The sequence below is a fragment of the Alcaligenes sp. DN25 genome, assembly GCF_023674485.1.
GTDB classification, from domain to species: Bacteria; Pseudomonadota; Gammaproteobacteria; order Burkholderiales; family Burkholderiaceae_B; genus Alcaligenes; species Alcaligenes phenolicus.
This window is the reverse complement of sequence record NZ_CP098408.1, coordinates 236,597-256,372: the sequence shown is the minus strand read 5'-3', so window position 1 is coordinate 256,372 and position 19,776 is coordinate 236,597. Positions and strand designations below refer to the sequence as shown.

General features: G+C 56.6%; 17 protein-coding genes. 8 read left to right on the top strand and 9 right to left on the bottom strand.

Translation table 11 applies throughout. From position 1 onward, the window contains the following. Positions 1–9 precede the first annotated feature (9 nt). From NBV64_RS01125 to NBV64_RS01115, 3 genes are all read left to right on the top strand, one after another. Entirely contained in the window at positions 10–723 is a 714-nt protein-coding gene (locus NBV64_RS01125) for an ABC transporter permease (protein WP_009460152.1), read from the top strand. Next, positions 720–1,403: an ABC transporter permease gene (locus NBV64_RS01120; protein WP_021447100.1), complete on the top strand. Its 684-nt coding sequence runs from the start codon at positions 720–722 to the stop codon at positions 1,401–1,403. The genes NBV64_RS01125 and NBV64_RS01120 overlap by 4 nt, the downstream gene beginning before the upstream one ends. A gap of 63 nt (positions 1,404–1,466) precedes the next feature. Next, entirely contained in the window at positions 1,467–2,456 is a 990-nt protein-coding gene (locus NBV64_RS01115; RefSeq protein WP_009460155.1) for an asparaginase, read from the top strand. A 125-nt stretch (positions 2,457–2,581) separates the two neighbouring features. Here the strand turns inward: NBV64_RS01115 and NBV64_RS01110 are convergent, their stop codons facing one another. The 5 genes from NBV64_RS01110 to NBV64_RS01090 form a co-directional block, all read right to left on the bottom strand. Continuing rightward, positions 2,582–3,508, bottom strand: a complete 927-nt coding sequence (locus NBV64_RS01110) for a pseudouridine synthase (RefSeq protein ID WP_250756477.1) — start codon at positions 3,506–3,508, stop codon at positions 2,582–2,584. 100 nt (positions 3,509–3,608) lie between these two features. Continuing rightward, positions 3,609–6,239 (bottom strand): TRAP transporter permease, encoded by a 2,631-nt coding sequence (locus NBV64_RS01105; RefSeq protein WP_425541761.1) that lies wholly within the window; start codon positions 6,237–6,239, stop codon positions 3,609–3,611. 202 nt (positions 6,240–6,441) lie between these two features. Then, positions 6,442–7,440, bottom strand: coding sequence for a TAXI family TRAP transporter solute-binding subunit (locus NBV64_RS01100; protein ID WP_009460158.1), 999 nt, complete (start codon positions 7,438–7,440; stop codon positions 6,442–6,444). A gap of 69 nt (positions 7,441–7,509) precedes the next feature. Beyond that, a complete protein-coding gene (locus NBV64_RS01095; protein WP_026483806.1) occupies positions 7,510–8,403 on the bottom strand; it encodes a MurR/RpiR family transcriptional regulator in 894 nt (297 codons plus the stop codon). A gap of 164 nt (positions 8,404–8,567) precedes the next feature. Beyond that, positions 8,568–8,846, bottom strand: coding sequence for an acylphosphatase (locus NBV64_RS01090; RefSeq protein ID WP_009460160.1), 279 nt, complete (start codon positions 8,844–8,846; stop codon positions 8,568–8,570). Positions 8,847–9,038: 192 nt separating this feature from the next. Between NBV64_RS01090 and NBV64_RS01085 the strand changes: the two genes are divergently transcribed. The 3 genes from NBV64_RS01085 to NBV64_RS01075 all read left to right on the top strand — a co-directional run bounded on the left by NBV64_RS01085 (position 9,039) and on the right by NBV64_RS01075 (position 12,313). After that, complete coding sequence (locus NBV64_RS01085) at positions 9,039–11,588, top strand: EAL domain-containing protein (RefSeq protein ID WP_250756475.1); 2,550 nt, start codon at positions 9,039–9,041, stop codon at positions 11,586–11,588. Positions 11,589–11,722: 134 nt separating this feature from the next. After that, positions 11,723–12,019, top strand: coding sequence for a type II toxin-antitoxin system RelE/ParE family toxin (locus NBV64_RS01080; RefSeq protein ID WP_250756474.1), 297 nt, complete (start codon positions 11,723–11,725; stop codon positions 12,017–12,019). Positions 12,020–12,028: 9 nt separating this feature from the next. Continuing rightward, on the top strand, positions 12,029–12,313 hold the full coding sequence (locus NBV64_RS01075; RefSeq protein WP_250756473.1) for a HigA family addiction module antitoxin: 285 nt from the start codon (positions 12,029–12,031) through the stop codon (positions 12,311–12,313). Positions 12,314–12,407: 94 nt separating this feature from the next. Here the strand turns inward: NBV64_RS01075 and rmuC are convergent, their stop codons facing one another. Beyond that, the gene (gene rmuC / locus NBV64_RS01070; RefSeq protein WP_250756472.1) at positions 12,408–13,775 is read right to left on the bottom strand and encodes a DNA recombination protein RmuC; all 1,368 of its coding nucleotides are present in this window, start codon (positions 13,773–13,775) and stop codon (positions 12,408–12,410) included. Between the two features lie 278 nt (positions 13,776–14,053). Here rmuC and NBV64_RS01065 point away from each other — a divergent pair, with 278 nt between their 5' ends. Beyond that, the gene (locus NBV64_RS01065; protein WP_250756471.1) at positions 14,054–15,064 is read left to right on the top strand and encodes an acyltransferase; all 1,011 of its coding nucleotides are present in this window, start codon (positions 14,054–14,056) and stop codon (positions 15,062–15,064) included. Between the two features lie 191 nt (positions 15,065–15,255). On the opposite strand, the gene NBV64_RS01060 is transcribed toward NBV64_RS01065, so the two are convergent. Both NBV64_RS01060 and NBV64_RS01055 read right to left on the bottom strand, forming a co-directional pair. Continuing rightward, positions 15,256–16,503, bottom strand: coding sequence for a D-amino acid dehydrogenase (locus NBV64_RS01060; RefSeq protein WP_009460169.1), 1,248 nt, complete (start codon positions 16,501–16,503; stop codon positions 15,256–15,258). 106 nt (positions 16,504–16,609) lie between these two features. Then, the gene (locus tag NBV64_RS01055) at positions 16,610–17,494 is read right to left on the bottom strand and encodes a LysR family transcriptional regulator (protein WP_250756470.1); all 885 of its coding nucleotides are present in this window, start codon (positions 17,492–17,494) and stop codon (positions 16,610–16,612) included. Positions 17,495–17,641: 147 nt separating this feature from the next. On the opposite strand from NBV64_RS01055, the gene NBV64_RS01050 reads away from it, so the two are divergent. Beyond that, positions 17,642–18,310 (top strand): GntR family transcriptional regulator, encoded by a 669-nt coding sequence (locus tag NBV64_RS01050; RefSeq protein ID WP_009460173.1) that lies wholly within the window; start codon positions 17,642–17,644, stop codon positions 18,308–18,310. A 234-nt stretch (positions 18,311–18,544) separates the two neighbouring features. Here the strand turns inward: NBV64_RS01050 and NBV64_RS01045 are convergent, their stop codons facing one another. After that, entirely contained in the window at positions 18,545–19,501 is a 957-nt protein-coding gene (locus tag NBV64_RS01045) for a Bug family tripartite tricarboxylate transporter substrate binding protein (RefSeq protein ID WP_026483815.1), read from the bottom strand. Positions 19,502–19,776 lie beyond the last annotated feature (275 nt).

Sequence of the window (19,776 nt, the reverse complement as noted above, 5' to 3'; positions counted from 1 at the left end):
TACCACTTGATGCTAGAGACCATTTTTAATGTGCTGCGCGAAGGCTGGGGCTGGATGTTCCTTCGCGGAGCAGCAATGACCTTGCTGATCTCCGTTTTGGGCATGGCCCTGGGCGTAGTCATTGGGATTACAGGAGCCAGCATCAAGACCAACGGGCCACGCTGGCTGCGTGGCCCCGTTAGCCTGTACACCACGGTTGTTCGCAGTATCCCCGAGCTGCTCATCATCTACCTGCTGTTTTTTGGCTCGGTCCAAGTCGTCTCCGATCTGGCCGATTTCATGCGCATGGAAGATGTGATGACGCGCTGGTTCCCCGCACTGGTCGGCATTTTGGCCATTGGCCTGATTGCAGGCTCGTACAGCGTGGAGGTGTTTCGCGGTGCCTTGCAAGCCATTCCCGAAGGCCAGATCGAGGCCGCCAAAGCCATTGGCATGTCCCCCTGGCAGCGCCTGCGCCGCATTATCCTGCCGCAAATGTTCTGGTACGCCCTGCCCGGCGCCAATAACGTCTGGCAAACCGCACTGAAAGACACGGCTCTGATCTCCCTGGTGGGTCTGGTCGAGATCATGCGGGCCGCGACCCTGGGAGCCGCCAACACGCGCGAACCCATGGCCATGTACCTGATTGCAGGCGTGCTTTATTTTCTGATTGGTGCCTGTAGTCAGGCCCTGTTTTTGCTGGCCGAACGCTATACCGGCAAAGGCATGAGAGCCCAGGCATGATTGATCTGGAATTATTCAATACCACCGTTGAAACCCTGTTCAAGGGGTTCGGCATGAGCGTCTATATCGGTCTGTGGGGCATTGTGCTGTCGCTGTTCATCGGCCTGTCACTGGCCCTGATGCGCCAGTCCCATAGCCGCATTTTGCGCAGCTTTGCCTTTAGCTACAGCACGGTATTTCGTGGCACCCCATTGCTGGTGCAGTTGTTCCTGCTGTACTACGGTGTGGGCACCCTGAGTTTTGTAAAGGACTCACCCACGTTGTGGTGGCTGTTCAGCGACGGCATGCGCTGCGCGATTCTGGCCATTGGTCTGAACAGTGGCGCCTACGTCAGTGAAGTCTTCCGGGGCGGTTTTCAGGCTGTGCCAGTGGGCCAGATCGAGGCAGCCAAGTCCATCGGCATGTCCGCCTGGATGCGCTTTCGTCGCGTGGCGTTTCCTTTGGCGATTCGCCAGGCCTTGCCCGCATACAGCAATGAAATTGTGCTGGCCATCAAAGGCACCAGTCTGGCCTCGACCATTGCCGTCATGGACCTGACCGGTCATGCCAAACGCTTGATGAACCAGAACTACGCCATCATCGAGACCTTTGTTATTGCGGGTCTGCTGTACCTGCTGATCAACTTTACCCTGCTATCGGTGGTGCACCTGGTCGAGCGCTGGTTGAAAGTGCGCCGTTAAACCGGCGCCACCCCAGGCTCTCCGCACCCCCTAGCGCAACAACTGGACGCGGAGCACCCTCACATGCCGACTCGCCCCAAACTGGCCCTGGTAGGCACCGGCGGCACCATTGCCGCCACAACCCAATCCAATCTTGGTCTGACGGACTACGACATCACCCAGGGCGTAGAAACGCTATTGCAAGCCGTGCCCGGTATCACCGAGCTGGCCGATCTGGAGTGCCATCAGATTTTCAACGTGGACAGCCGGGCCATGGGCTCGCTGATGCTGCTGGAGCTATCCCACAAGCTCAATGCTCTGCTCGCACGACCGGACATCAACGGCGCGGTCATTACCCACGGCACCGATACGCTGGAAGAAAGCGCTTTTTTCCTGCACCTGACCCTGAAAACCGACAAACCCGTGGTTATGGTGGCGGCGATGCGCCCGGCTTCGGCCTTGAGTGCCGACGGTCCGCTGAATCTGTATCAGGCCGTGCAAGTAGCCTGCTCTTCGCTGGCACAGGATCAAGGTGTACTGGTACTGCTGAACGACCAGATACACAGCGCCCGTTTCCTGAGCAAACAACACACCACTCAGACCAGCGCCTTCGGTTCACCCGATGCCGGCCCCTTGGGTCTGGTTGCAGGCGGGCAGCCGCGCTTCATGATGCGTACGCTGCTGCCCCATACGCACAGCAGCCTGTTCGATGTGCGCTCTTTGCACAGCCTTCCTAAAGTGCAGATTTTTTACGATCACCCCGATACTTTGGCCGAACTGTACCGCCACGCCGCACAAAGCGGTGTGCAAGGCATTGTGGTGGCGGCGACTGGCAACGGCAGCCTGACCCCCGGAGCCTTGGAAGGTGTCAGCCGGGCACACCGACTAGGCGTGGTGTGTGTGCGGGCTTCTCGCATCCATGCAGGACCTGTGACAGACAGTGCGTATGACCAGGATCACAACACCATTGCCGCGCATTACTTGCCTGCTCAAAAGGCCCGAATTTTATTAATGCTGTGTCTGGCTGCTCAACTGGAGCACGATGAGATAGAGGCGGCTTTCCGCGACTATTAAGGTTCGGGCTTTCGCCATCGTCCCTTGGACTAGCTGGCTAGATAAAGGGCACCAGCAGCAAGACTGGCTGTGGCTGTGGCTGTGGCTGTTCGACAATAGCGTACTCAAGCGCAATGCCAATAGGCTCAAGCCAATTCCAGCTGCCGCTGACTGCTGAGGCGTCTTTGCTCACCCGTTATGGGGTCCACAAAGGCAATGTGCCGAGCCAGCAACTGCAAGGGCTGGCTGAAGTCGTCCGCGTCACGCTCCGGCAAAAGCTCAGGGTAGAACACATCATTGATGATAGGTGCCCCCAGGCTGCTCAAATGCACGCGTAACTGGTGCTTGCGGCCACTTTTGGGACGCAGGCGGTACAAGGCCAGCTCCTGACCCTGCTCAGCCTGCCAGTGGCGTTCGCAAATAATTTCGGTGCTGCTATTGGCCTCGCCCTCAACCTCACACATGACAAACTTGCCGGGCACTTCTTTCATGCAGCTGCTGTACAGCAGCCCATTTGCCAGCTTTTCCTGAAACGGCGCGACCGCTTCATATTCTTTCTCGATCCCGCCCTGCTGAAACAGGGACTGGTAGGCCCCGCGAGCCGCAGGATCACGACAAAACAGCAAGATACCCGCCGTTTCCCTGTCCAGCCTGTGAATGGGGCTGATGCCATCCTCTCCGAAGTCCCGCCGCAGACGAGTCAGCGCAGTTTCGTACAAGTAGCGACCGCCCGGCGTTGTAGCCAGAAAGTGCGGCTTGTCCACAGCAATCAGACGCTCATCCGCGTATAGAACGGGCATATCGAAAGGGACGACCGCTTCGTTTTCCACCATGCGGAAGTACCATAACCAACGATCGGGCTGATAAGGCGAACCAAAATGTTGCGTCACCCCGTCCTGATCCAGAATATCGCCTCGTGCCAGTCTGTCCAGCAGGACCTCGGGGCTGACATGGGGGAAGCGTTCCAGCAAGAACTCCTCCAGCAAAAGCCAGGGCCCGCGTGGGCACCATACCTTGCTGGGGCTGACCCCATTGCGCGAAGGCAGGGGCGGCACACTTGTTATTGGTGTCATTACAAAAACAAAATAGATAGAAAATGGCCCGCTATTGCAGCGGGCCAGCCATCCAGTGGCATCAGTGTACTATCAGCCGCCGCCGAGGCTGCTGGCTCGCTCAACTCTGGACAGCACCTTGTGGGGCGGCATCATGACGGATCCGGCGGCCTTGCCTTAACCACAACCAGAGCAGAATCAGAAAAGCAGGAATATAAACCCAAAACTCGGAAGGACGATCTGGATGTGGCACTTTCACCTGTTGAATATCCCAGCCCTGCTCCCATCCGGCCCGCCGCGCTGAACTGCCAAAAGCCACCGAGGCAATTTGCGCCGTATCGCCGAAAGCCATCACCGTCAGCCCAGCCTGAGACAAACGCTTGCTCGCCGCTGCCAAGCCGGCCGCCCCATCTCCTTGCGGCAAGCCGGGCAATGATACAGCCACTGTTTTCTGCAAGTCTTTACCCTCCAGATTCATCCCCGCTAGTTGCACCACCAGATTGCCTCCGTCTGGCGTGTTCTGAACAATCTGCATCAACTCTGACGCGGGGCGACTCTGGTACTTCTCGCTGATATGGTCCATGAACCAGTCCGGTCGGAACAGCATGAACGTCACCAACAGGAGCAAGACGGTCTCCAGCCAGCTTGTTTTGATGCGCAGCCATCCCATGGTTGCCGCCGCAAATGTCAGGGAAGCCACGGTCGCTCCCACCACGACCATAATCAACTCCCAGACACCATGTATGCCGATCAACAAGAGCATGGGATTGAAGATGAACATGAAGGGCAGCACGGCCGTACGCATGGCATAGGTCACGCCCTGCACCCCTGTCTTGATCGGGTCCTCCCCTGAAATGGCAGCGGCTGCAAAAGTGGCCAAGCCCACAGGCGGGGTGATGTCCGCCATGATCCCGTAATAAAACACGAACATATGGACGGCAATCAGCGGAATGATCATGCCGCTTTGCGCCCCCAGCTCCACCACCACCGGCGCCATCAAGGTCGCCATCAGAATGTAGTTGGCAGTGGTAGGCATACCCAGGCCCAAAACCAGACACACAGCGGCGGTAAAAAACAGCATGACCAGCACATTGCCCATGGAGACCAGCTCCACAAAAGCTGTCATGCGCAGGCCCAGACCCGTCAAGGTGATAGCACCCACAATCAAGCCGGCCGTCCCGCAAGCAATGCCGATGCCCACCATATTGCGGGCACCTTCCTGTAGCCCCACCCAGACTTCACCGACGCCTTGGCGCAATGGCTGAGCTGTCGCCTGCTTGCGGAACCAGGCAATGATGGGACGCTGGGTTGCCATCTGGAACAACATGGCCACAACGGCCCAGAAGGCCGACAGGCCCGCAGACATCACTTCTACCGTCAGACACCAGACCAGAATGCCGATAGGGATCAGAAAATACAAACCGGCTCGCACCGTTGGCCACGGTTCGGGGCGCACCGGTGTGTTGACATTGATATCGGTGGGCAGGTCCTCGTGGTCTGCAGCCACTTTCAGCAAAAACACATACAGAACCAGCAGCAGGAACAACAAAATCCAGATAGCGGCGGCACCAGCTACCGCCTGAACCCCTACGCCTATCCAGTACACCAGTCCCATCACAATTAAAGTACCCGCCGTGCCCATGCCCCAGCCGGCCAGCTTCTGCATGAACGTTCTGGGTTTGCCCGATGACATCATCGGCTGTATTCCCAGCTTGAGCGCTTCCAGATGCACGATATAAAACAACGCGATATACGAAATGACCGCGGGCAGCAGCGCATGTCGAATGATGTCGGTATAGGGAATGCCAACATACTCAATCATCAGGAAGGCCGCCGCTCCCATGACAGGCGGCATGATCTGGCCATTGACGGAAGACGCCGTTTCAATGGCCCCGGCCCGAATACCGCCGTAACCGGCTTTCTTCATCAGGGGAATCGTGAAAATACCGCCCGTCACCACATTGGCAACGGAGGACGCAGACACAATGCCATTCACCGCCGAGGACACCACGGCAACCTTGGCAGGCCCACCACGCAAATGCCCCAGCAAGGCAAACGAGACCTGCATCATGTAATTGCCCGCCCCGCAACGATCCAGCAAGGAGCCCAGCAATACAAAAATAAAGATATAAGAAACCGAAACGCCCAGTGCGACCCCATAAACCCCTTCGGTAGTCAGCCACATATGCGAGACCAGGCGCTGCAATGAAGCACCACGATGAGACAGGGCATCCGGCAACCAGGGGCCGAGAAAAATATAAGCGATAAAGATCAGTGCCAACACGGCCATCGGCGCACCCAAAGAGCGACGTGTAGCCTCCAGCAACAACACCAGGCCAACACTGGCCACGACCACATCCATTGTGGTCGGGATGCCTGGGCGCATGGCCAGTTCTTTATAGAAAAAGAACAAATATGAGCCGCAAAAAGCAGCGATCAGAGCCAGGACCCAGTCATGAATTGGAATACTGTCCCGAGCCGACTTTTTGCGGGCAGGGAAAGCCAGATAGGCCAGAAACATGGCAATGCCCAAATGCAGGGCACGCGCCTCAGTGTCATTGAAAATGCCCATATTCAGGGCAAAGGGCAGCGGGGAAGCGTACCAAAGCTGGAACAAGGACCAGCCTATGGCCGCCAGAAACAAAACCATGCCCGCTGCGCCCGCAACAGTGCGCCCGCCCCTGTCTACGTCTGCAACCAGCTTTTCCAGTTCTGCCGTTTCATCCTGTGTCAGGGCGACGTCCGGCCCCATTTTCTTCTGTTCTTGTTGTGTCATTTGCATATATCTCCAGGAAAGTCTGGTTTGAAGCGCCGATGCAGCCGGGTCAAACGACCAGGCACCGATCACCTGGGCCAGGCAGCCCAGGAACTCCAAACCAGAAGCAAGACCACTGCCGGTGCGGTGGCACTTGCGACCAGGCCAGCGTAGCCAGCCTGGTCAATATCAGGCCGCCTTACAACAGCCCTTTTTCCTTGAAGTACTTTTCAGCCCCTTTGTGCAAAGGAGCAGACAGGCCGTTCTTGACCATGTCTTCTTTTTTCAGGTTTGCCAATGCAGGATGCAAACGCTTGAAATCATCAAAGTTGTCGAACACGGCTTTGACGACGTTATAAACGGACTCTTCAGGGACATCCTCTGACGTCACAAAGGTCGCTAAAACACCGTAAGTTTGGACATCGTCTGGGTTGTTAGGATACAGACCACCCGGAATGACGGCCTTGGCATAGTAAGGATAGGTTTCGACCAGTTTTTCTACAGCAGGCCCCGTCAGAGGAACCAGCTTGGCGCCACAAGATGTGGTCGGGTCCTGAATATTGGCCGAAGGGTGCCCGACTCCATAGATGAACCCATCAATCTTGCCATCACACAGGGCTGGACCATGTTCGTCCGGGCGCAGCTCGGAGGCCAGCGAGAAAAAGCTGTTATCCAGGCCCATTGCCTGCAGCAACTGATCCATCGATGCTCGTGTGCCCGAACCCGGATTGCCTACGTTAAACCGTTTGCCCTTGAAGTCGTCAAAGGTACTGATATTGGCTTCTTTGCGCGACAACACCGTAAAGGGTTCGGGATGGATGGAAAACACCGAGCGCAGCTTGGTGTAGGCACCGCCGTCCTTGAACTGCCCTTCGCCGTTATAGGCGTTGTAGCCCACGTCGGACTGCACCACCCCCAGATCCAGTTCGCCCGCCTTGATGGTATTGACGTTAAACACCGAACCGCCGGTAGACTCGACAGAGCATCGCACGCCATCGGTCCCACGGTCTTTATTCACCAACCGGCAAATAGCTCCGCCGGCCGCGTAATACACCCCTGTCACCCCACCCGTTCCGATGCTGACAAATTTTTGCTGGGCACTGGCCGGCAAAGGACTCAATAACATGGCACATAAAGCGGCGGCTGTGCTTGATGCCAACACCAGTTTCTTACCTGTTTTCTTTGCAGTGTGCTTCATCTTTTGTCTCCCTTGGGGTGGACCCCATTTGAATTGCCGGAATGCCCGGTTTACTTTCTATCGTGGTGCTCAAGGCGGATTAGTGACAGCAACATCACCATCCTGCCAATAAATCTCCTGACGGCGAAATGAGGACTCCAGCTGCGCAAGACGCTCTACCACTGTCTTGCCGCCCTGTGCAGCGATACGAGCCAGCAGATGTTCGGCTACGGTCACAGGCCCTACCAAGGAATGAAAAAAGCTGGCCATGGGCTGCTTGCCCGTATGAGGATCAAACAGCAATACATGCTTGGCACCTTGTGCAATGGGTGACAAGACGCTATCGGTCAGGGCCACCACGGTCGTGCCACGCTCCACCGCAGAGCGAACGCTGTTCACGACGGCCTTCACATACGGGGCCTGGCTGATCACAAGCAGCACACCACCACTTTCCAGGCCAGTTTCCAGCTCCACCAATACATCTGCGGCTCGGTTAAGCAGCACCCCGTTGCCACACATCAGTTGATAGGCGTAATGCATCTGGAAGGCGCAGGCAAAGCTGGCGCCCGCCCCTAGAAAGCCAACCTTGGGTGCCGCCAGAATGGCTTTGGCACATGCATCCAGACTGCCCGCCGGGTTAAGCCGAAGGACAGACTCCACGGCTGCCTCCTGCTGCTGGCCCAAGGCCTGGGTCTGCTGTTCTGCAGCGCGACTACCTTGCAAGGATTGAGCCCGCGAAGCCATGGTGTCGTCATTGCGATGCAAGGCTTGTTGAAACGGCGCCCGGAAACGGTCATAGCTGTCATAACCGGCAGCCCGTGCCAAACGCAGCATCGTGGCGGGAGCCACTGACAAGGCCTGAGCTTGCCTGCGCATGGACCAAAGGCTGACCTCAACAGGATGGCGTTCAACCCACTGGGCAGCCCGAAGCAACTCAGGCGTCAGTTCTGGCAAAATGCGTTGCAGTCGCAGCAAAGGTTCCATTCGGCTTCCATCGACGTTCTGCTGGAAATAAAACGAATGGTAATCTGAACCGACTAAAAAAAAACAAGTGTTTTCCTAGGGTTTGCCCGCAAACTATCCGACACGTAATCACTTGTTTGTCGGTGAAATGCGCCCCACCAGCTTCTGCCGTCAACGCTGCCGCGCTAACGTATATCAAAAAAATCGTAGCGTTTGTCTGTGTAAGAACGCTGGATATCTACCTGCTCGACCTGGGCCTGTTCAGGGCCAATATGCAGCCAGCTAACCATCTGGTCAATCGCATCCGTACTGCCCTGCAACACCAATTCAACCGACCCATTGGCCGCGTTACTGACCCAACCTTTGACGCCGTATAGATGAGCATGGCGCAGCGCACTTGCCCGAAACCCCACCCCCTGCACCCGGCCTTTAACACACACTTCTACCGTTTCACAATCCGCCATTAGCCTGCTCCCTGCTATTTGTGCCCGAAATGTGGCAGCATCCGCCCCGCATCTCAATATTCAGTTAAATTAGTCGCATCATTGTTGCATGACCGCACCCGCCCCCGATTACCTGCTTTGTGCAGCCTCTACCCTATGAATTTGCCCCGCCTTTTTACTCTATCGCTGCGCAGGGCAATGTACGTGCTAGGCATGCTGGCCACTCTGGGTTTCGTCGCCCCCGCCGCCCATGCTGCACCGCATTCCCAGCAGCATATTGTGCGCGTGGGTATTTACGAAAACCCACCCAAACTGCTGCTGGACAGCCAAGCCAGGCCCGGCGGCATCATGGGCGAACTCCTGCTGGAGATTGCCAAGCGTGAAGGCTGGACTCTGGAAGCCGTGCAATGCGACTGGCAGCAATGCTTGAATGCCCTGCAAAATGACTTGCTGGACATTGTGCCCGGCCTGGCTTATTCCCCTGAGCGCGCCGCCCTGTACAGCTTTCACAGTCGCGCCGTGCTGGAGGACTGGTCTCAGATCTTCACAGGTAAAACCACCCATATCGGTGCTCTGAACGACTTGAATGGCAAGCGCATTGCTGTCATGAGCGGCACCCTGCAACTAACCCAGCTCTACAATATTTTGCAGAAACTGGAGTTGGGTTCCAGGCTGGTCATTACTGACTCCCAATACAATGCCCTGAAACTGGTCCAAAGCAAACAGGCCGACGCCGCCGTAGTCGGCCATTTATTTGGAGTGCGCCATGCGGGCGAGCATGGCCTGAAAACCGCCCCCATCCGGCTGGAGCCAACCAATACCTACTTTGTCACGGCCAAGGACCGCCACCTGGACCTGCTGGCCGCCATTGATACTCACATCAAGCAATGGCAAGACAATAACGACCCGTTTTACACAGAAACACTGAACCAATGGGGCCTGCGCCTGATCGAGAAACCGACCAAGCCCTGGATTATCCCCGCCTTGCTGACACTGGGTGTCTTGCTGACCATTGCCCTGCTGACCGTCACCCTGATGCGCATTGGCCTGCGTCGTCAACGCAAGAAACTGGTCCGTACCGAGCACCATCTGCATACGGTACTGGATGCGATTGATGCGTACGTCTACATCAAGGACGATCAGTTTCGTTATCAGTACGCCAACCGCAAGCTGTGCGAAGACCTGAACTACACGACCGTCAGCATTGTGGGCAAAACCGACCAGGATTTGTACGCCAACAAACAAACTATTAACGAGTTCCGCCATAACGACGAGCAGGTGCTGTACAGCGGTGAACGCCTGGCCGTGGAAGAAGTGGTACGCGACCGGAAAGGCGATATACGCGCCACGTTCTTTTCCATCAAAATGCCGGTCAAAGACCCCGAGACCCGGCAGACCAGTCTGTACTGTATCTCCACGAATATCTCGGCCCTGAAAGCCACGCAGTCAGAGAACTACCGGCTGGCTTTCTATGACCCGCTCACCGAGCTGCCCAACCGCCGCCTGCTGCTGCAGCGTCTGGAACGTCACCTGCAGACCATAGAGCCGTACAAACGACCCGGTGCGCTGTACTTCCTGGATCTGGACCGCTTCAAGCACATTAACGATGCACGAGGGCACGCGATTGGCGATGCCTTGCTGCGCAAAGTCGCGCGCCGCTTGTCCTTGATGATTGATCCCCAGGACATCGTGGCCCGCCTGGGCGGAGACGAATTCGTCATCCTGAAAATCCTGCATCCCGGCACTGTGCGCGACTGCTACAAAGAAGCACTGGAATTTGCTGAACTGGTACGCACCCGTCTGGAAGAGCCCTACAGCATCGAAGGCCACTCCTACCTGAGTAGCAGCAGTATCGGCCTGGCGCTGATTACCGACAGTACGCTGACCTCTGAAGACTTGATGCGTCAGGCCGACACCGCCATGTATCGCTCCAAGGAGAATGGCCGCAACCAGATCACCTTGTACGAACCTGGCATGCAAGAGGCGCTTGAAGAACACCTGAGCCTGCAGCACGACCTGCGATTTGCTATTGGTTCGGATCAGTTGCGCCTGTTTGTCCAATCCCAGTACGACAAGCAAAACCGCATCAGCGGGGCCGAAGTGCTGCTGCGCTGGCTGCACCCGACACGCGGCATGCTGACACCCAACCTGTTCATTCCGCTGGCCGAAAGCACGGACTTGATCACCCCCTTGGGCGACTGGATCATGGCATCCGTCTGTGATCTGCTGCTGCAGACCCAGGAATGCAGCTTCCCCATTTCCATCAACGTCAGCCCGATTCAATTCCGCCGCCCTGACTTTGCCCGCCGTACACGCCAGATCCTGGAAACCAGCGGCGCACCGGCCCATCGCCTGATCTTTGAAATCACCGAGGGCGTGCTGATGGAAGACTTTTCCTCCGCCAACTCCATGATGCGCGAGCTGAAAGACCTGGGTATCCGCTTTTCCATGGACGACTTTGGCACTGGCTATTCCAACCTGGCCGCCATCCGCCGCCTGCCTCTGTATGAGCTGAAAATGGACCGCAGCCTGATCCTGGGCGTACCCATGGAACAGGAAGCCAACGCCATTGTGCGCACGGTGCTGGCAATGGCAAGACAGCTAGGCCTGCATGTCGTGGCCGAGGGCGTGGAGAACGAGCAGCAAAAAGAATTCCTGCTGCGTCGCGGCTGCCATGCGCTGCAAGGCTATCTGTTCAGTGCACCGCAATTGGTGGAGCAATGGCTGGAGCTTATTGAGCAGGATGATGGCGCTCAACCATAAAAGCCATCGACCGCACTAAACCAGCCTCAACGCCCCTCAGCCAGTTCAAAAACTCAACCCCAGGCGAAACAGCAAATAGGACAAGAATAACGTCAATATTTGCATATCGTATAGCGATCATATACACTATACAAATGATTAAGAGCTTCCGACACAAGGGTCTTCAGGCTTACTTTGAAACCGGCTCCAAATCCGGCATTCAAGCCAAGCATGCTGTCCGCCTCCAGATTCAGCTAACAGCCCTGCACGCTGCTACTCAAGCGGAAGATATGAACGCCCCCGGATGGAAGCTCCACAAGTTATCGGGCAAAAACCCCAAAGGCCAATCTGTACAAGATCACTACACAATATCGGTTAGCGGGAACTGGCGTCTAACCTTTTACTTTGAAGGCGAAGACGCTGTTTTGGTGGACTACCAGGACTATCACTAGGAAAACACTATGCGTATGCACAACCCATCCCACCCCGGCCCAGTCTTGCGGGAATACTTGGGCGAACTCAGTGTCACAGAGGCGGCATCCCGTCTTGGCGTAACGCGTGCAGCCTTATCGCGCATCCTCAATGGTTCTGCCGGTATTTCGGCAGACATGGCCTTACGTCTGCGCGACGCGCTTGGAACCAGCGCCGAGATGTGGATCAATATGCAGTCCCACTACGATCTGTGGCAGGCAGAACAAAAACCAAGGCCCAAAGTGCTGTCCTTCCATGGCCCCGCCCATGCCTGAGCCACGACGAGCAAAATAGGAAGTAAATCGCTGTAAGCCATATGCTTTGTCAGCCTGATATCTGCCCAATATCATCAAGCCTGCTTCTCTCACATCAAGCATCCGGCTCTTTGTCCTGAGCAGGCGCGGCCTCTTCCGGCAAGACCCAATCCAGACGCTCGTGCTCTATATCCGTATGCAAGGGCTCAATGCCAGGTTGAGTGCGTTTAGCCCTGGCCGAGAGCTCGGCAAAGCGGCTGACTTTGCCGTACAAGCCTTGCTGGCCGGCCAGTGCAGTCACCGTGCTGTTGTAGTGTTTGCCCGCCTGCCCCAAGGTTTCGCCCAGCTTTTTCAGGCGCTCGGCCAGGATGGATACCTGGTTGTAGATATCACCTGCGCGCTGACTTAATTCATGGGCTTGCTCGTTGCTGCGCACCATCATCCAGATATTGGCTACGGTACGCAAAATAGGCAGCAAGGTTGTGTGCGAGACCATCAGGACGTTCTTGCCCAGGCCGTAGTCAAACAGGCCATGATGCTGCTGCAAAGCCTGCATATAGGCCGCTTCAATGGGCACGTACATGAACACGAAGCCGGGGCTGTTCAAGCCTGCCAAGGCGCTGTAATCCTTGGAGGCCAGATCATCAATATGATTGCGTAGCGCTTGCACATGCGCTTGCAGGCTTTGTTGACGTTCCTCGTCAGTCTCAGCGCGAATAGCGCGGTCGTAATCCACCAGGGATACTTTGCAATCGAGCACCAGATGCTTGTCCTGAGGCAGGTGCACCACGAAGTCGGGGTATCGCAAGCGGCCTTGCTCGTCGCGGGCCTGCCATTGTGTGTCGAAGTGGACACCTCGTACCAAACCGGCCACTTCCAGCGTTTTTTCCAGCTGAGTTTCACCCCAGTTGCCAGTAGTCTTTTTGTCGCCCTTCAGCGCCACCGCCAGGGAGTGAGCCTCGGCACTCATGCGCAGACCCATTTCCTGCATGCGCTGCAGTTCCAGACTCAAGGCGGTCTGGCCTTTGACGGATTCATCGTGCACTTGATTCACACGCAGCTGGAAGCCTGCCAATTGCTCCCGGAATGGTCGCAGCATTTCATCCAAAGTACGTTGGCTATCCTGACGCAGGGTCTGTCCTTTAGCCTCCAGAATCTGCTGGGCCAAAGACTCGAACTGCAAACGCATCTGCTCGCGGCTATGCTCCAGGTCCTCTTGTATGGCCTGATTGCGCATCTCCTGAGCCTGCAACTGGGCATCGCGGCGTATCAGCTCTTTGTCCAGCTCCACTGCCCTATCCTGCGCATCCTGAGTCTGCTCCTGAGCATGGGCCAGATCTTGTTCCAGACGTGTGCAGCGATCTTCCAGTGCCTGCTCGATAGGCGCACTCATGCGTGCCCGCAGCCACAGCCCGATCAGCAAACCCAGCGCCAAGGCGACCAGGGCAATCAGCACATCCAAGCCCCTCAAATCCAGCTCCATCCACCGTACTCCTGCCCAGCACCGCCCGCTCAGGAATGCCCTGGCGGGTCTGTCTGGCTAAGCCTGCTATTTAACCGTATAACGCTGGTAATTTACACACCCTTTTACAGTCTCTCTCGAAAGGGAGCGGGATGATTTCATCCAATCCGCATTCACATACCACCTTCAGCCATACAGTCACATCCAGATAAAACTGGACGCTAAATCCCGTATTTGGGGGACAAATCAGAAACGTCTGCTCGTTAGGATGGGGAGGTCTCTGATTTTTCTGTCTTGTCATGAACTGGATCAGCAATGCACGGATCGTGGCGATTTTCTCTGTCGTCTGCCTGCATATCGCCGCCTATGCCGTCCTGAACGCCGAGTTGGGCACCGCCAACTGGTGGAGTGGCAACCTTTACGATGCCGCCACCCGCTGGTGTGTGCCGGTATTCGTCATGGTCAGCGGCGCACTCTTGCTCGAGCCTCGTCCCCAGGAAGGCATGAAGCTGTTCTATCGGAAGCGAGCATCGCGCGTCTTGCTTCCGCTGCTGTTCTGGACCGCTTTCTACTTGGGCTGGACGGCCTTCAAGCAGCATTGGTGGACGCCGGACGCGGACCCCTATCCCTATCTGGAGCGGCTGCTACAGGGTCGGCCTTATTTCCATCTCTGGTTTCTGTACATGATTGTGTTCCTGTACCTGTTTACGCCCTTTTTGCGTCGCATGGTCCAGAACACCAACTTGAAGCAGCTGGCTGCGCTGACCGGAGCGGCCTTTGTGCTGTCCGCCCTTAGCACCCTCAGCAATCCGGACTTGAACACCCACTCTGCGCCCTTCTTTACCTGGTTCCTGTCCTATCTGCCCTATTTCCTGCTCGGTTACCTGCTGCGCAAAGTGCCGGTGAATGTGCCCCGCTGGCTGACTATCACGGTGCTGCTGAGCAGTATCGTGGCAACGGCCTGGGGCTTTTATGCACTGGCTATCACGCACGATAGACAAACGGGTGCGTACTTTTATGATTACCTGAGCATCACCGTCATCCCCATGTCCATCGCACTGATTCTGCTGCTGCGTGACTGGGATCAGCCCTTGATCAACTCGCGTATCAGTGCCCATCTGGCGGAGTTGACCTTGGGGGTGTATTTGATCCACCCCTGGCTGATCGACCTGATGCACCGCTACCTGTTCACGGCACTGGATTTCAATGCGCTGTGGTCGATTCCGGTGCTGGCGGTAGCGATTTATGGCCTATCTCTATTGTTGACGGCGGGCTTCAAAGCCATGCCAGGCTTACGAGCGACGGTATAAGAGCAAAACTTGAAAAAAATGAGCAGGCTTCCAAGAGGAAACTTGCCCATCTACAAGCGTGTAACCATCGCTACTGACTATGAGCAGCAAGCTTGGCGGCACGAATCATTCCATACGCACGCTCAGCCCCCCCCAGCTCATGACCGGCCACTAACCATTGATCGCCAGGGACCCGTCATTTACTTCAAGGCTTAAGGACGAAATGGAGCATCATCAATAGGCGAAGCCTCGCCTGTCAGGTGAGCCGCCAAAATCGCCGCGCTACCGCAAGCCAAGGTGAAGCCCAATGCGCCGTGGCCTGCATTCACCCACAAGCGACCGGCCAGCTTGCTGGCCCCCACAACGGGCTTGCCCGAAGGCGTAGCAGGACGCAAACCGGCCCAGGTCTGCGCCTGCTCCAGCGGCAGGCCAGGGAACAGATCCTTCACCTGTTGCTTCAAAGTTGCCATACGGGCAGCGGGAATATCCAGGCCATCAAAACCAATATCTACCATCGCGGCCATACGCAGCACTTCACCCAAACGGGCATACACAATGCGCTGTTCGTAGTCGGTCACGCTGATAGCCGGCACGGCCTGATTCAAGCCTTCCAAGGGGAGGCTCAAACTATAGCCCTTCAGCGGGTAGATCAGAGGACGGCCACCCAGCTGACGCAGTAAAGGCACCGTACCCATCCCGCTGGCAACAACAAACTGATCCGCCTGAATCTCGCCTTCAGCGGTTTGCACCGCACGGATATCGCGCCCTTCCATTACAAAGCGCTGCACCGGCGTGTTCAGCTTCAACTGGTAGTCGCTGTCGTTTTGCATGCGCTCGTGCAAGGCCACGGAAAACAGATAAGCGTCGCCCGCTTCTTCGCTAGGCGTGTAAATCGCACCCTGCAAGCGCAAGCCCAACGCCTGCAAAGAAGGTTCCAGCTCCAGCACTTGGGCCGCTTCCAGCACTTGTTGTGACGATCCCATATCCGCCTGCAATTGCGCCTGTTCACGCGCATGCTGGAACGGGCCAGGGCTGCGGAACACAATCAATTTGCCATTGTTTTGATGGGCAAACTCCAGATTGAAGCGCTCTTGCCAGTCGTGCAGGATATCGCGGCTCAGATAGGACAAGGTCAACATCTGCGCGGTGGTACGGCGCACCACATCGCCTCGGCAAGCTTTCAGAAAATGCAGCAGCCAACGCCACTGCTGCGGGCTCAACGCAGGCTTGAAGCGCAGGGGCGAGTCTTTATTCAATAACCAGCGTGGCAAATCCTTGAACACACCGGGATCGGCCAGGGGGGCCACATAGCTGTAGCTCAGTTGTCCGCCGTTGGCAAAGCTGGTCTGTCCGGCTACTTGCGAACCGGCTTCCAGTACCGTGACCTTCACCCCTTTCTGGCGCAACATGAACGCGGTGCTCATCCCAATGACACCGGCGCCAATGATACATACATGCATGGAAATACCCCCAATAACTGGCCTCTATTGTCTTGGGGGTCGCCGCAGAGCGCCAATGAATAGTTGGCGCACTCCATAACCCTGGGTTATGGAACCAGCATTCTGCTCAATCCGGAAAACGGCATTCCAGCAGAGCCTGCCGGATGTGGTCCAACACACGTTCACGCGAGCCAGAACCGGCATCGTCGTGAGCCGTCAAAATGCTGACCGGAATCGGCAAAGGCTCGGGCAAGCGGTGTATGGCAAGGCCTCGGCCTTGCATGGCTCGGGCCGTAACCAGATCCACCAGGGCCTCGCCCACCTGTTGTAAAACCAGGCCACAAGCCACGTAATGGGTCTGCACACGCATGAAGGGGGCAACATCGGGGACATAGCTTTGCAGCAGATCCTCCACCATCGCGCCAACGGGATCGTCAGCGTCCAAAGCGATGAAAGCACGCTCGCCCATCTCCTCCCAATGACGCAAAGGCGCAATGCCCGGCAAGGTAACGTGCACCAGCTCGGTATGGGCCAGCACCTGCTGTTGCACGCCGGAAGATTCGCCCTGATCAAAGCTCATCACCATATCCAGGTCGCGCGTTTCCAGAGCTTGCAGTAGCTCCCCGCTATGGTGTGTGCGCAGCTCGAAACTCATGGCCGGGTGAGCCCGACGACAACGGCTCAAGGCCACCGGCAATAGCTCCAGACCAAAAGCCGGGCTGCTGCCAATACGCCACAAGCCTTCATGGTGGGAGCGCAGATTACGCGCCAAGCGGCTGACGTCATCCAGATTCTGATGCAGACGCGCAACGTAGGGAGCCAGAATGCTGGCCTCACGCGTCGGGATCAGGCGACCGCGCACACGGTCGAACAATCGAAAGCCCAGCTGCATTTCTGCAGTCGCCAACATTTTGCTGGCCGCTGGCTGAGAGATATGCAGCAGCTGCGCGGCCTGCGTCAACGAGCCGCCACGGCAAATCGCATCAAAAATTTCCACATGCCGCCACCGCATCGCTTAGCCCTCCTGCTGCGTACTGGTCTGAAAACAAGGTATTATCCTGCAACTTGGCCTGACATAAAACGCGTCAGTCCCCGGTGCTTACTTGGTATCCTATAGCCCTTTGAGTCTTTTGCCGTGCGCCAGGCGCCGGGCGAGCTTATGGCTGCCAATCCTTATAAAAAACGCGAACCCAATATCCGTGAACAAGTCTACGGCATGCTGCGCCAGGACATTGCCTTGGGCAAAATCGGTTTTGATGTGCGGCTGGTGGATAACGAAATTGCCGCCAGCCTGAATGTCTCACGCATGCCGGTGCGCGAAGCCTTGCTGCAACTGAAAAACGAAGGGGTGCTTGAAGGAACTTCGCGCGGTTTTGTATTGCGGGTCTACACCGCCCAGGATATTGAAGATATTTTCTCGGTGCGCCTCTTGCTGGAACCGCCTGCCGCCAAGCTGGCTTGCGTGAATCAAAGCAGAGTGGGTATGCAGGCCATGGAACAGGCCTTGAGCCGTATTGAAGCTACCCATCAGCAAGGCGATCCCATCGACAATATTCAGGCCAACTGGGCGTTCCGCAGCGCCTGGATCAGCATGGTGCCCAACAAGCAGCTGGTCGATACGATGGCGCGTCTGCATGACCAGGCCGATCAGGCCCGGATTGCCTGCTTGCAAGACCCTCAATTCCGTCTGGAAACCATGCAGCGGGCCAAGGGGATTTGTCAGGCTTTCAGCGAGCGTCAGGAAGAGCAGGCGGCCCATCTGATCATGGAAAATCTGGTCATCTGCTGCTCGGCTTACTGCCTCAAGCAGGCGGAGCTGCTGGCTTAATGATTCAGCATAAGCAGGAAGCTGCAAGGCAGGCGGTGATTGCCGCCGTCGATGCTTCCTGCTCAATCACCGGCAATATAAAGCCCCGGCTGTAACCCATATACAAGGTTTAGCCCATCAGCCCAAGCAATTGCCTTGTGTGCTGAAGACAGCGTCCCCTCTTGGTTCCGGAACAGCCCACGCACAACAAAAAAAGGCGCCGTAGCGCCTTTTTTCTTCAAGCCATCACGTCTTTTAGTCCAGCGTGATTTCCAGGGCCTTGATGGTTGGTCCCATGGCCTGAGCATCGTGCTCGATCAGATCAGCAAACTCTTTGGGAGTGGAAGGCTCGATCTGAATGCCGAAGTCCACGAATTTCTTGACCACTGCATCCTCTTTCAGGACAGCCGTCAGTTGCTCGGTCAGGCGGGCTACGTCTTCGTCAGGCGTACCGGCTTTGGCCGAAATACCCCACCAGATGGTAAATGCCACATTGGGGATACCGGCTTCGGCAATCGTAGGCACGTCTGGACGCAAAGGGCTGCGCTCGGTTGTCGCAGCGGCAATGGCGCGCAGGCGGCCATCTTCCAGGAAGCCACGGCTGCCAGTCAGCACGTCAAAGATAAAGTCGATCTGGCCGCTGACGGCATCAATCAAAGCGGGGCCTGCGCCCTTGTAAGGCACGTGCACCAGACGAGCGCCGGTTTCTTTGCGCAGCATCTCGCCCAAAAGATGAGTGCCCGTACCCATACCAGGCGAACCGTATGTCAGCTCCTGCTTCTGCCCTGCAGCCACCAGATCCTGAACCGTCTTGAAGGGGCTGTCTTTATTGACCAGCAGGAACACCGGCGCCTTGGCAGCCAGCGTCATGGGGATCAGGTCGGTAGCCACGTCGTAATTCAGACGTTGGTACAGGTGGCGGTTCAAGGAGTAAGCACCGCTATCGGCCAGGAACAACACCGTACCCAAGGAGCTGGGGTTGGCGTTTTTCACCACGTTCATGGCAACCTGGGCACCCGCACCCGGGCGGTTTTCCACAATGACTTTCTGATCAAAGCGTGTGCCCATTTCCTGAGAAATCACCCGCGCCAACTGGTCAGCCGCACCGCCCGGTGGGTAAGGCACAACCAGCGTCACATTCTTGTTTTGAGCATGGGCCTGTGCACCCAACATCAGCGCACAACACGTTGCTAATTTAAGCCATACCTTCATTGTTCTATCCCCGTTGCCCCTGTGGGCTTATTCAAAGTCATTGTGAAGCACATTGGCTCAAACACGTGAGCCTGGCCTGCTTGTTGCTGATCGACTGTCGTCCATAAACCTGATCAACCGTCTTGCTGGCCATCCTGCTCCGGCCTGCAAAACGCCCCCTTTTCTGTCCTTGCTCCGCCCCTGGTTTGCGCGAAATACCACTGCCTGGTGAGCTCTGCTACTTCGGGTTTTTCCGGTGAAGGACAGGAATTTCAAAATAATATATTGCAGTATAC

Coding starts and splice junctions, on each gene's coding strand:
- NBV64_RS01115 (WP_009460155.1), top strand. CDS start 1,467: ATGCCGACTCGCCCCAAACTGGCCCTGGTAGGCACCGGCGGCACCATT.
- NBV64_RS01110 (WP_250756477.1), bottom strand. CDS start 3,508: ATGACACCAATAACAAGTGTGCCGCCCCTGCCTTCGCGCAATGGGGTC.
- NBV64_RS01090 (WP_009460160.1), bottom strand. CDS start 8,846: ATGGCGGATTGTGAAACGGTAGAAGTGTGTGTTAAAGGCCGGGTGCAG.
- NBV64_RS01065 (WP_250756471.1), top strand. CDS start 14,054: ATGAACTGGATCAGCAATGCACGGATCGTGGCGATTTTCTCTGTCGTC.
- rmuC (WP_250756472.1), bottom strand. CDS start 13,775: ATGGAGCTGGATTTGAGGGGCTTGGATGTGCTGATTGCCCTGGTCGCC.
- NBV64_RS01100 (WP_009460158.1), bottom strand. CDS start 7,440: ATGAAGCACACTGCAAAGAAAACAGGTAAGAAACTGGTGTTGGCATCA.
- NBV64_RS01075 (WP_250756473.1), top strand. CDS start 12,029: ATGCGTATGCACAACCCATCCCACCCCGGCCCAGTCTTGCGGGAATAC.
- NBV64_RS01045 (WP_026483815.1), bottom strand. CDS start 19,501: ATGAAGGTATGGCTTAAATTAGCAACGTGTTGTGCGCTGATGTTGGGT.
- NBV64_RS01060 (WP_009460169.1), bottom strand. CDS start 16,503: ATGCATGTATGTATCATTGGCGCCGGTGTCATTGGGATGAGCACCGCG.
- NBV64_RS01120 (WP_021447100.1), top strand. CDS start 720: ATGATTGATCTGGAATTATTCAATACCACCGTTGAAACCCTGTTCAAG.
- NBV64_RS01055 (WP_250756470.1), bottom strand. CDS start 17,494: ATGCGGTGGCGGCATGTGGAAATTTTTGATGCGATTTGCCGTGGCGGC.
- NBV64_RS01125 (WP_009460152.1), top strand. CDS start 10: ATGCTAGAGACCATTTTTAATGTGCTGCGCGAAGGCTGGGGCTGGATG.
- NBV64_RS01050 (WP_009460173.1), top strand. CDS start 17,642: ATGGCTGCCAATCCTTATAAAAAACGCGAACCCAATATCCGTGAACAA.
- NBV64_RS01085 (WP_250756475.1), top strand. CDS start 9,039: ATGCTGGCCACTCTGGGTTTCGTCGCCCCCGCCGCCCATGCTGCACCG.
- NBV64_RS01105 (WP_425541761.1), bottom strand. CDS start 6,239: ATGGGGCCGGACGTCGCCCTGACACAGGATGAAACGGCAGAACTGGAA.
- NBV64_RS01095 (WP_026483806.1), bottom strand. CDS start 8,403: ATGGAACCTTTGCTGCGACTGCAACGCATTTTGCCAGAACTGACGCCT.
- NBV64_RS01080 (WP_250756474.1), top strand. CDS start 11,723: ATGATTAAGAGCTTCCGACACAAGGGTCTTCAGGCTTACTTTGAAACC.